Origin of the sequence: Leifsonia sp. Root1293, assembly GCF_001425325.1 — a bacterium.
In the GTDB taxonomy this organism is placed as follows: Bacteria; Actinomycetota; Actinomycetes; order Actinomycetales; family Microbacteriaceae; genus Orlajensenia.
In genome coordinates, this window is the sequence record NZ_LMEH01000002.1 from 526,495 (window position 1) to 538,919 (window position 12,425).

The window sequence follows — 12,425 nt, forward strand, 5'->3', positions numbered from 1 at the left end:
GAGCCGTGAACTTCGATGAGATGTCCGTCATAGCGCTGTACTCGGCGATGGCCGTGTACGCGATCGCCTTCATCGCCTATGCGATCGACCTGGCGAAGCGCTCGTCGTCCATCGACGAGGTCGCTGTCGATGCGAGCAGCGGTGCTGTGGCATCCGCCCGCTCGGCGTCGCCCGCCTCGGCGGCGGCAGCGACGACGACCGCTCAGGGCTACGGATCCACGGCCACGCTCGCGCCCAGCGCTCCGGAGACGGATGCCGCCCGCGGCTACGGACGGTCCGCCGCGCTGCGCGTCGGCGTGGCGCTCACCGTCGTCGCGTGGCTGCTGCACCTGTCGGCCGACATCCTGCGCGGTCTCGCCGCCGGTCGCGTTCCGTGGGCCAACATGTACGAGTTCGCCATGACCGGCACGCTCGTGATCGTCGCCGTGTTCCTGATCGCGAACCTCTTCGTCGACCTGCGGTTCCTCGGCACCTTCGTGACGGGCCTCGTCCTCATCCTGCTGGGCCTCGCCTCGGTCAACTTCTACGTGGCGGTCTCGCCGCTGCCGCCGGCACTGCAGTCGATCTGGCTCGTCATCCACGTCTTCGTCGCAGCCACGGCCGTCGGCCTGTTCGCGCTCGGCTTCGGACTCTCGGTGGTGCAGCTCATGCAGTTCCGCCGCGAGAGCAACACCGCGGACGCCCAGTCCACGGGTCGCCGGCTGCTCGCCACGTTGCCGTCGTCGACCAAGCTCGAGGCGCTGGCGTACCGCATCAACATCATCGGCTTCATCCTCTGGACCTTCACCCTCATGGCCGGCGCCATCTGGGCCGAGAAGGCGTGGGGCCGGTACTGGGGCTGGGACACCAAGGAAGTGTGGACCTTCATCATCTGGGTCATCTACGCCGGATACATCCACGCTCGAGCGACCCGCGGATGGCGCGGATCAAGGTCGGCCTGGCTGGCGATCATCGGCTTCTCGGCCGTGCTGTTCAACTTCACGATCGTGAACCTGTTCTTCAAGGGTCTGCACGCGTACTCGGGGCTCTGATCTGAGCACGCTCGCTCCCGCTGGTCGAGTAGCGACCGACGGAGTCGGACGCGTATCGAGACCACCGCTCCGTGATGCCCGGCGTTCGCGGGTGGCGATGGTTTCGATACGCGTGCTCGCTGCGCTCGCTCGCTACTCAACCAACGGCTGGGTAACCGACGGCTGGTAACCACGGCTGTCTTGTTGCGCACGCTCGCTACTCAACCAACGGCTGGGAGCCGCGCACCCCTCCTTCGGGGTCGACAGCGCTTGCATGAATTCCCCGCATCGACCGCTGTCCCTCGCACATTAAACGTGTAAACGCTTGCACGCACCCGGAGCGCGCTGCTACGGTCGCACTCGACGCGCGGCACAGGGGTGTGCCGGCGAGAGCATGGAGTCGACGATGACGGTTCGGGTAGACGCACGGCGCTGGTTCGCAGCGGGCACGATCGCGGCGCTGGCCGCATCAGCCCTCGTGATGGTCGGAGTCCAGCCCGCGCTGGCCGACGATCCCCGCACCTTCACCCTGGCCGGATCGCTGCAATCCGAGCTCGGCTGCCCAGGCGACTGGGCGCCCGACTGCGCCGACACCGAGCTGCTCCCCACCGACGTCCCCGGCGTCTACGCCGCAGACTTCACGCTTCCGGCCGGCAGCTACGAGTACAAGGTCGCCGTGAACGGCACCTGGGACGAGGCGTACGGCCTGAACGGCGGGCAGGACAACATACCGCTCACGATCGCCGGGGAGACCGGCATCCGTTTCACCTTCGACGACACCACCCACCGCGTCGGTCTCGCACCCCTCGAGCTCGACGGCGGCTACACCGAGGCGGATGCCGACCTCGTCGCCGACCCGGTACGCCAGCCCGGCGCCGACAACGTCTTCTACTTCGTCATGACCGACCGGTTCGAGAACGGCGACTCCGCGAACGACGCCGGAGGCCTGACCGGCGACAGCCTCACCACCGGCTACGACCCGACCGCCAAGGGCTTCTACAACGGCGGCGACATCGCCGGTCTCCGCTCGCGCCTGGACTACATCGACCAGCTGGGCACCACGGCCATCTGGCTGACGCCGAGCTTCAAGAACAAGCCAGTGCAGGGCACCGGTGCCAACGCCTCCGCCGGCTACCACGGCTACTGGATCACCGACTTCACCCAGATCGACCCGCACCTCGGAACCAACGCAGAACTCGAGGCCCTCATCGACGAGGCCCACGCGAAGGACATCAAGGTCTACTTCGACATCATCACCAACCACACGGCCGACGTGATCGCCTACGAGGGCGGCGAGACGTCGTACATCGACCAGGCGACGAGCCCGTACAAGGACGCCGACGGAGTCGCCTTCAACCCGGCCGACTACGCCGGCACCGAGGACTTCCCGACGCTCGACCCGGCCACGAGCTTCCCGTACGTGCCCACGATCGATCCGGCCGAGGCCGACGTGAAGGTTCCGGCGTGGCTCAACGATCCGACGATCTACCACAACCGCGGCGACTCGACGTGGGAGGGGGAGTCGGTGACGTTCGGCGACTTCTCCGGGCTCGACGACCTCATGACCGAGGACCCGAAGGTGGTCGACGGCTTCGTCGACGTCTACAACGACTGGGTCGACCTCGGCATCGACGGCTTCCGCATCGACACGGCGAAGCACGTGAACTTCGAGTTCTGGCAGAAGTGGTCGACAGCGGTGCGCGACCATGCCGCATCCATCGGCAACGACGACTTCTTCATGTTCGGCGAGGTGTACGACGCAGACCCGCAGAAGCTCTCGCCGTACGTGCGCGACAGCGACATGAACTCGGTGCTCGACTTCACCTTCCAGTCGCAGGCCGTCGGCTACGCATCCGGCAACTCGGCGAAGAGTCTGCAGAGCCTGTTCGCCGGCGACGACTACTACACGACGCCGCACAGCTCGGCGACGGCGCTGCCCACCTTCCTCGGCAACCACGACATGGGCAGGGTCGGCTACTTCCTGCAGAACACCGCCGCCGCCGTGCAGCGCGACGCCCTCGCGCACGACCTGATGTTCCTCACCCGCGGCCAGCCCGTCGTCTACTACGGCGACGAGCAGGGCTTCGCCGGTGCCGGCCAGGGCAACGACCAGAGTGCACGCCAGACGCTGTTCCCGAGCCAGGTCGCCGAGTACACGGGCCAGAACCTCATCACCGGTGAGCCCGTCGGAACCGGAGAGCACTTCGGCACGGATGGCGAGCTGTACACGCACATCGCCGAGCTCTCCGCTCTCCGCCAGGCGCACCCCGCCCTGTCGAGCGGAGCGCAGATCGAGCGCTACGTCGACAACGGCCCGGGCGTCTACGCCTTCTCCCGCGTCGACGCGACCGAGAAGACCGAGTACCTCGTGGCTGTCAACAACTCGGCCGCCGAGAAGACGGTCTCGGTTCCGACGCTGACGAAGAGTGGCGCGTTCACCCCGCTCTACGGGGCGACGGGCGAGCTCGCGTCGGATGCCGACGGACTCGCATCCGTCACAGTGCCCGCTCTCGGCGCCGTGGTGTGGAAGGCCGGCTCGACGGTCACGGCTCCGGCGGCCCCTGATGCCATCACGGTTTCGGCGCCGACCGCAGGTGCCGGCCTCTCCGGCGTCAGCGCCGTCTCGGCCGACGTGGCCGACGACACGTGGCAGCAGACCAGCTTCGCCTGGCGCACCGTCGGCGACGCGGAATGGACGGAGCTCGGCACGGCCGAGACCACCTCGCCGCGCGTCTTTCACGATGTGAAGGGCCTCGCAGCCGGAACCCTGGTCGAGTACCGGGCGGTGACGACGGATGCCGCAGGCAACCACGCCGCAGCGTCGACGTACGCCTCGGTCGGCAACGCCGTGACCACCGTGGTGACCGAGGAGCCGGAGGAGGAGATCTCCCTCGTGACCATCCCGGGCAGCCACAACAGCGAGATGGGCTGCGCCGGCGACTGGACACCGGCGTGCGAGACGGCGAAGCTCACCAAGCGTGCCGACGGCATCTACGCGGGCACCTTCGACATCCCCGCTGGCGACTATGAGTTCAAGGTGGCCCTGAACGGATCGTGGGACGTCAACTACGGCGCCGATGGTGTGAAGGATGGCGGCAACATCGCCTACACGGCCCCCGGCGGCCCCATCACGTTCTACTTCGATCCGCGCACCCACCAGGTGCAGAACACGGCGCAGGGCCCCATCGTCACTGCTCCGGGCAGCTACCAGAGCGAGGTCGGCTGCTCCGGCGACTGGCAGCCGGACTGCCTGGCGACCTGGCTCACCGACGGTGACGGCGACGGCGTCTACGAGTGGTCGAGCGACGAGATCCCGGCGGGCTCCTACGAGCTCAAGGTGGCTCACGGCATGTCGTGGGATGAGAACTACGGTGTCGGTGGCGCCCCCGGCGGCGGCAACCTCGCCTTCACCACAACCGACGGCAAGCTCGTCACCCTGCGCTACACCCTCGAGACGCACGTGCTCGAGGTCGTGCTGGACGACCCGCCGCTCGCCGGAACCGGAGAACTGCGCGCCCACTGGGTGAGCGAGAACACCCTGGCCTGGCCGCAGTCGCTCCTGGGCGAGACGGATGCCGCTGACGCGAACTTCACGCTCCACCACTCCGCAGAGGCCGCCCTCGCCGTGAGCGAGGACGCCGTGACCGGCGACGACGGCGCCATCGAGCTCGCCTACGACTCCGCCGGACTGACGGATGCCGAGAAGGCTGCGTTCCCGGCCCTCGCCAGCTATGTGGCGCTGCATCCGGTCGATCTCTCTCGGTCCGACGTCGCCGATCTCGTCACCGAGCAGCTTCTCGTCTCCCAGGAGACGGACGGCGCTCTCAGTGCGCTGACCGGAGTGCAGCTGCCCGGCGTGCTCGACGACCTGTACGCCGACGATCTTGCCTCGAGCACTCTCGGCGTCAGCTGGTCGGGAGCATCGCCCACGCTCCGGCTCTGGGCTCCGACGGCACAGAGTGCCGCGGTGCTCGTCTACCCGACGGGCGTCGCCGGCGATCCGGTCGCAGTACCCGCCGAGTGGAATGCCGCCGACGGAACCTGGGCCGTGAGTGATGCATCCGTCACAGCCGGGACGGAGTACCGCTGGTCGGTCGACGTCTACGCGCCGACCACGGGCAGCATCGAGACGAACTCGGTGACGGACCCGTACTCGGTGGCCCTGACCACCAACTCGGAGCGGAGCGTCGTCATCGACCTCGATGACGACGAGTGGAAGCCGACGCAGTGGGCCACGACGAAGGCTCCGGTGATCGACAAGCCCGTCGACCGGGCCATCTACGAGCTGCACGTGCGCGACTTCTCGATCGGCGACACCACGGTGCCCGAGGCCGAACGCGGCACGTACCGGGCGTTCGCCCGCGACAGCGCGGGAACGGATCAGCTGCGCCAGCTGGCCGACGCCGGAATCAACACGGTGCACCTGCTTCCCACTTTCGATCTCGCGACCATCGAGGAGGACCGCGCCGCCCAGCAGCAGCCGGACTGCGATCTCGCGAGCTTCGGACCGGCGTCACCGGAGCAGCAGGCCTGCGTCGCGGCCGTGGCCGACACCGACGGCTACAACTGGGGCTACGACCCGTACCACTTCCAGGCGCCCGAGGGCTCCTACGCCGTCGACCCGAACGGCGGAGCGCGCGTGGAGGAGTTCCGCGAGATGGTCGGGTCCCTGCACGCCACCGGCCTCCAGGTCGTGCTCGACGAGGTGTACAACCACACCGCCGAGAGCGGACAGGGACAGCGCAGCGTCCTCGACCGCGTCGTGCCGGGCTACTACCAGCGGCTGAACGCCGTCGGCAACGTGGAGACGTCGACCTGCTGCCAGAACGTGGCGACTGAGCATGCCGCAGCCGAGAAGCTCATGGTCGACTCGGTCGTGCTGTGGGCGCGGGAGTACAAGGTCGACGGCTTCAGATTCGACCTCATGGGGCACCACTCCAAGGCCAACATGCTGGCCGTGCGCGCGGCGCTCGATGAGCTGACGCTCGCGAACGACGGAGTCGACGGGAAGGCCGTCTACCTCTACGGCGAGGGCTGGAACTTCGGCGAGGTGACCGACAACGCCCTGTTCGAGCAGGCGACGCAGGGCCAGCTCGGCGGCACGGGCATCGGCACGTTCAACGACAGGCTGCGCGACGCCGTGCACGGCGGCAGTCCCGTCGACGCAGGCACCACCTACTCGCAGGGCTACGGCACCGGACTCTCGACCGACTCCAACGGCAACGTCATCAACGGCACGCCCGAGGAGGCAGCAGCAGCGCTCGCCCGCCAGACCGACCTGGTGAAGCTCGGGCTCGCCGGCAACCTGCGCGGATTCGAGTTCGAGACCGCCGACGGCACGGTCAAGCGCGGCGACGCTCTCGACTACAACGGGCAGCCCGCCGGCTACTCCGACGAACCGGCCGAGACGATCAACTACCTCGACGCCCACGACAACGAGACGCTCTACGACCTCGGGGTGCTGAAGCTGCCGACCGACACCCCGATGGCCGACCGCATCCGGATGAACACCCTGTCGCTGGCGACGGCCACCCTGTCGCAGTCACCGTCGTTCTGGCACGCCGGAACCGAACTGCTGCGTTCGAAGTCACTCGACCGCAACAGCTTCAACTCCGGTGACTGGTTCAACCGCATCGATTGGACCGGCCAGACGTCGACGTTCGGATCCGGCCTCCCGCCGGCTGCCGACAACGAGGACAAGTGGCCGATCATGGCGCCGCTGCTCGCCGACCCGGCCCTGAAGCCGGCGGCTGCCGACATCGCGACCGCCGAGGCGCAGGCGCTCGACCTGCTGCGCCTGCGATCCGACGTCGACCTGCTGCGCCTCGGTTCCGCCGAGCTCATCGACCAGAAGGTGTCCTTCCCGGGCAGCGGTCCGGCGGCTGTGCCCGGCGTCATCGCGATGAGCATCGACGACCTGGTGGGCCCGGATGCCGACCCCGACCTCGACGGCGCCCTCGTGGTGTTCAACGCGTCTCCGGATGCCGCGACCCAGGTGCTGCCCTCGCTGAAGGGCAGGGCCTACGCGCTGTCGTCGGTGCAGGCATCCGGTGCCGACGCCGTGGTCAAGCAGACGACCTGGGATAGGGCGGCGGGGTCGGTGACGATCCCGGGTCGCTCGGTGGCGGTGCTGCTCGACGACCAGGCTCCGGCCCCGGTGAAGACGACGGTGCTCGCAGCCCCGAACAAGCTGATCGCGAAGGCCGGTAGCTCCGTGAAGGTGGTGGGCAAGGTGGTCACCGCCGACAGGACCAACCCCGTGGGCACGATCACCGTGACCGACAACGGCAAGGTCATCGCGACCGAGACGCTGAAGGCCGGCGACAAGGGCCGCATCGATGTGAAGCTGCCCAAGCTCGGCAAGGGGATCCACCTGATCCGCACCTCGTTCACGGGTGTCGCACCATACGAGAACTCGCGGTCGATCCCGCTGCCGGTGCTGCTGTGGTAGGCCGCTGCGTTGATCGAGTAGCCCGCGAGCGCAGCGAGCCGGCGTATCGAGATCACCCCACTTCGTTGATCGAGTAGCCCGCGAGCGCAGCGAGCAGGCGTATCGAGATCACTCCACCGCGTTGATCGAGTAGCCCGCGAGCGCAGCGAGCAGGCGTATCGAGATCACTCCCGGCCGATGTCGTGGCCTGGGGTGGTCTCGATACGTGTCCTCGCTGCGCTCGGTCACTACTCGACCAGCGGTGGGGCTGCGCTCGGTCACTACTCGACCAGCGGTGGCGCGGTGGGGCTGCGCTCGGCCCTCAGCGGGCGGGTGTGCGGCTCCTACAGGTGCGCGTACACGGCCTTCAGCCGCGCCAGCCACCACTCTCGGCGCTCGGGTGATGCCGCGTGCTGCTCGAGGAGGGCGGCATCCGGAACCACCCGCCGCACGTCGATCGCCCCGTCGGTGACGGACAACGGTTCGGCCGTCACATCGGCCGCCAGCAGCTCGGCGGTGCCCAGTCCGCAGTCGTATTCCAGTTCGGGAATGCTGGCGGCGAGGTGGGCGCCCATCGCCAGCCCGATGCTGGTGTCGATGGCGCTCGAGACGACGACGGGAAGCCCGGCCCGTGCGACGATCTGGAGGGCGGCCTTGATCCCACCGAGAGGCTGGGCCTTGATGACGAGCAGGTCTGCTGCACCGGCCTCTGCCACGGCCAGAGGATCGGCGGCGCGGCGCACGCTCTCGTCGGCCGCCACCGGAATGCCCATGTAGCGCACGCGACGCCGCAGTTCGACGAGTTCCTCGACCGTGGCGCACGGCTGCTCGATGTACTCCAGGTCGTAGGGCTCGAGAGCGTGCGCGGCGTGTTCGGCCTCGTCGACGTTCCAGTTGCCGTTCGCGTCGACGCGGATGCGGCCCTCCGGCCCGAGCGCCCCGCGCACGGCGGCGACACGGGCGACGTCGTCGGCGAGCGACACGTCTCCGCCTGCCACCTTGACCTTGGCTGTGCGGCATCCGGGATAGCGCGCGAGGATGCCGGCGACCTCGTTCGCCGCGACTGCGGGAATCGTCGCGTTCACGGGAATGCGGGTGCGCAACGGGACCGGAAGTTCGCGCCAGCCGAAGTCGATGGCGGCGCTCAGCCAGGCGGCGGCCTCTGCGTCGTCGTACTCGACGAACGGCGAGAACTCGGTCCACCCGGCCGGCCCCTCGAAGAGCATCGCCTCCCGCACATCGATGCCGCGGAACCTGGTGCGCAGCGGAAGCGCGACGACGCGAGCGGTGGACAGCAATTCGACGAGCGGCGGCAGTGGCACCGTCCCATCGTCGCACCTCGCGAGCCTCCGCGCCCGTGCCGCGCCCGTCGCGCGTCCAGTACCGCGACGAAGTCGCCGCGGAGACGACCGCTCCGGGCCCGCGCGGCTGAGGGCGCACGGGTGAGGGGCGAGAGGTCCGGTGAGCCGCGGAATAGGCTGGAGACATGAGCCAGCAGTCGGCACCGGTGTCCGAGATCTTCGATTCGAGCCAGTGGACGGATGTTCCCGGTTACGACGGTCTCACCGACATCACCTATCACCACAGCACCGATGGCCGCATCGCCCGCGTCGCCTTCAACAGGCCCGAGGTGCGCAACGCCTTCAGGCCGCACACCGTCGACGAGCTCTACTCGGCGCTCGAGGATGCTCGCACCAACCCACGGATCGGCGTGGTGCTGCTGACCGGAAACGGCCCGAGCCCCAGGGACGGCGGCTGGGCCTTCTGCTCGGGCGGTGACCAGCGCATCCGGGGGCGTGACGGCTACAAGTACGCCGACGGCGAGTCGGCTACCGGCATCGATGCCGCCCGATCCGGCCGCCTGCACATCCTCGAGGTGCAACGCCTCATCCGCTTCATGCCCAAGGTCGTCATCGCCGTCGTTCCCGGCTGGGCGGCCGGTGGCGGGCATTCGCTGCACGTGGTCTGCGACCTCACCATCGCGAGTCGTGAGCAGGCGCGATTCAAGCAGACCGACGCCGACGTCGGGTCGTTCGATGCCGGCTACGGCAGCGCCTACTTCGCGCGCCAGATCGGCCAGAAGAACGCCCGCGAGGTGTTCTTCCTCGCCCGCGAGTACTCCGCCGATCGCGCCTACGAGATGGGTGCGGTGAACGCCGTCGTGCCGCACACCGAACTCGAGTCGACGGCCATCGACTGGGCACGCGAGATCCTCACGAAGTCGCCCACGGCCATCCGCATGCTCAAGTTCGCCTTCAACGCCGTCGATGACGGGCTCGTGGGCCAGCAGGTGTTCGCCGGCGAGGCCACTCGCCTCGCCTACGGAACCGACGAGGCCGTCGAGGGGCGCGACTCCTTCCTCGAGAAGCGTGAGCCGGACTGGTCGCCGTTCCCCTGGCAGTTCTGACGTGACCGGGCCGCTCGCCCTCGTCGACGGAGGGGCCGCGGATGCAGTCCTCTCGGCTCTGCGCGCGGCACTCGACGGCTCCGGTCCCGCTGTGTTCCCGGTCGCTGCCGCCGACGCCGGGTTCGCCGCAGCCGATCTCCGCAACGGGCCGGTGGTGCCGCACGGGATCGCGCTGGTCGTGCAGACCAGCGGGTCGACCGGACGCCCGAAGCGGGTCGCGCTGGGCGCCGATGCGCTGCTCGCCTCGGCCGCGGCATCCGCTGCGGCCATCGGCGGATCAGGTCAGTGGCTCCTCGCCCTGCCTGCGCACTACATCGCCGGTGCGAACGTGCTCGTGCGCTCGATCGCCGCGGGCACCGCGCCGGTGGTGCTCGAGGCGGAGCACTTCGATGCCGTGGGCTTCTCGGAGGCGGCATCACGTCTCACCGCCCCGCTGCGCTTCACCTCGCTGGTGCCCACGCAGCTGGCGCGCATCGTCGAGGCCGCGGGGCGGGACGCTGCCGTGCTCGCAGCTGCCCGCAGCTTCACGCGCATCCTGCTCGGTGGGCAGGCATCGCCGCCCGCACTGCTCGAGCGGGCAGCCGAGCTCGGCCTTGCTGTCACCCGCACCTACGGTTCCAGCGAGACCAGTGGCGGCTGCGTCTACGACGGCGTGCCGATCGGATCGACGCGGGTCGCCGTTCGCGACGGCCTGGTCGAGCTCGCGGGGCCGACTCTCGCGATGGGCTATCTCGGCGACGACGACCGCACAGCCGCCGCCTTCGTCGAGCGCGACGGATGCCGCTGGTACCGGACGGGCGACCTCGGGGAACTCGTGGCCGGCGCCGGGGGGACTCAGCGCCTGCGCATCCTCGGCCGGGCGGACAACGTCATCATCTCCGGCGGCGTGAAGGTGTCGCTCGACGCCGTCGAACGTGCCGTGCGGATGCTGCCGGGTCTCGAGAACGCCGTCGTGGTCGGAGTGCCGCATCCGCGCTGGGGAGAGGTGCCGGCCATCGCGGTCGCGCCGCCGGCCGGGCGGCCGACGCCGACGCACCCCACTCTCGACGACATCCGTGCCGCCGTCGGCAGCGCACTCGGCGTCGCCGCCCGCCCGGCCGTGCTGGTCGAACTCGAGGCGCTGCCGCAGCTCAGCTCGGGCAAGCCCGACCGGAGGGCCATCGCCGCGCTGATTGCGGCTCGGGATGCAGGATGAGATCCGACAGGGCCGCATATCGCAGCCATGTCGAGCGTGGTCCTGCATTCACGACGCCAGGCCCGCCGGGCGCAGCCTCCGCCCATAGCTCCAGCCTTTAGGATGCACCTCGTGGCCCAGACATCGCGACAGAACCAGCAGAACAGCGGCGCAGCCCGCACGAACCCGGCCCGCAGCGGCAACCCGGCCAAGCGTGCCGCCGGTGTGCAGCATCCGCTCGGCCGGGTGACCTTCGGCGACTGGGTGGCCGGAGCACGGTTGCGCACCCTGACGCTCGCGGTCGGACCCGTCGCCGCAGGCACCGGCGCCGCCGTCGTGCTCAGCGATCCCGAGGTGGTGCACTGGGTGCGTGCGCTGCTCTGCCTGGTCGTGGCGCTGTGCCTCCAGATCGGCGTGAACTACGCCAACGACTACTCGGACGGCATCAGGGGAACGGATGCCCACCGCGTCGGCCCGGCCCGCCTCACCGCATCCAGTGCCGTCGCTCCGAAGCGCGTGCTCACCGTCGCCCTTGTCTTCTTCGGCCTGGCGGCCGTGGCCGGCCTGCTGCTCGTGATCGCCAGCCAGCAGTGGTGGTTGCTCGCCGTGGGCGCCGTCGCCATCGTCGCCGCGTGGTTCTACACCGGCGGCAAGCGCCCCTACGGGTACTTCGGGCTGGGCGAGCTCGTGGTCTTCATCTTCTTCGGCCTCGTGGCGACGGCCGGCAGCACCTTCGTGCAGGTGCTCGACGTGAACCTCGAGAGCTGGCTCGCCGGTGTCGCGCTCGGGTTGGTCGCCTGTGCCGTGCTCATGGTCAACAACATCCGCGACATCGAACAGGACCGAATCGCCGGGAAGCGCACCCTCGCCGTGCTGATCGGACGACGCTGGGCCACGGTGCTGTTCTGCATCTTCCTGCTGGTGCCGTTCGGAATCGTGGCGTTCCTCGCCCTGCTGTACCCGATCGCCTGGCTGGTGCTGTTCGCCTTGCTGCTGGCGCTGCCGGCGTGCCTCATCACGGTGACGGCGAAGACGGCGCCCGAGCTCATCCTGGCCCTGCAGCTGACCAGCTTCACCGGCCTGCTCATGGGTGTCGGACTAGGAGCGGCGTTCGCCTTCTGAGTCGACCGCGGCATCCGTCGTCGCAGCCTCGTCGATGGCGGCGTCCTCGCTCTCGTCGTCTGCGTTCACCAGAGGCTTGTCGCGGTGCCGCGTCTCGTAGATCGACGTGGCGACCTTCTCGCGGGGACGGCGCAGGAAGATGTAGGAGAAGGCGAGCCCGAACAGGGCCGCGACGATGGCCGAGACGTACCACGGCACGTTCACGAGCATGAGCACCGCGAACGGCACGAAGAATGCGAGCAGTCGCAGAACGGTGTACGTCACCCAGGAGGAAGCCTTCAC

At 69.1% G+C, this 12,425-nt stretch carries 7 protein-coding genes; 5 read left to right on the plus strand and 2 right to left on the minus strand.

Annotated features, from left to right (window positions below; genetic code table 11):
- The first annotated feature begins 47 nt into the window (after positions 1-47).
- Positions 48-1,031: a c-type cytochrome biogenesis protein CcsB gene (ccsB, locus tag ASC59_RS14330; RefSeq protein ID WP_082513781.1), complete on the plus strand. Its 984-nt coding sequence runs from the start codon at positions 48-50 to the stop codon at positions 1,029-1,031.
- Between the two features lie 385 nt (positions 1,032-1,416).
- The gene (gene pulA / locus ASC59_RS14335; RefSeq protein ID WP_082513782.1) at positions 1,417-7,461 is read left to right on the plus strand and encodes a pullulanase-type alpha-1,6-glucosidase; all 6,045 of its coding nucleotides are present in this window, start codon (positions 1,417-1,419) and stop codon (positions 7,459-7,461) included.
- A 323-nt stretch (positions 7,462-7,784) separates the two neighbouring features.
- Here pulA and ASC59_RS14340 read toward each other — a convergent pair whose 3' ends face one another.
- Entirely contained in the window at positions 7,785-8,762 is a 978-nt protein-coding gene (locus ASC59_RS14340) for an o-succinylbenzoate synthase (protein WP_055824405.1), read from the minus strand.
- Between the two features lie 164 nt (positions 8,763-8,926).
- Here ASC59_RS14340 and ASC59_RS14345 point away from each other — a divergent pair, with 164 nt between their 5' ends.
- The 3 genes from ASC59_RS14345 to ASC59_RS14355 all read left to right on the plus strand — a co-directional run bounded on the left by ASC59_RS14345 (position 8,927) and on the right by ASC59_RS14355 (position 12,143).
- Entirely contained in the window at positions 8,927-9,847 is a 921-nt protein-coding gene (locus ASC59_RS14345; RefSeq protein WP_055824407.1) for a 1,4-dihydroxy-2-naphthoyl-CoA synthase, read from the plus strand.
- Between the two features lies 1 nt (position 9,848).
- Positions 9,849-11,042 carry an AMP-binding protein gene (locus ASC59_RS14350; protein WP_055824409.1) on the plus strand — a complete coding sequence of 398 codons (1,194 nt, stop codon included), beginning with the start codon at positions 9,849-9,851 and terminating at the stop codon, positions 11,040-11,042.
- Positions 11,043-11,144: 102 nt separating this feature from the next.
- Entirely contained in the window at positions 11,145-12,143 is a 999-nt protein-coding gene (locus ASC59_RS14355) for a 1,4-dihydroxy-2-naphthoate polyprenyltransferase (protein WP_055824412.1), read from the plus strand.
- On the opposite strand, the gene ASC59_RS14360 is transcribed toward ASC59_RS14355, so the two are convergent.
- On the minus strand, positions 12,120-12,425 hold the full coding sequence (locus ASC59_RS14360) for a DUF4229 domain-containing protein (RefSeq protein ID WP_055824413.1): 306 nt from the start codon (positions 12,423-12,425) through the stop codon (positions 12,120-12,122). The two genes, ASC59_RS14355 and ASC59_RS14360, sit on opposite strands and share 24 nt — an antisense overlap.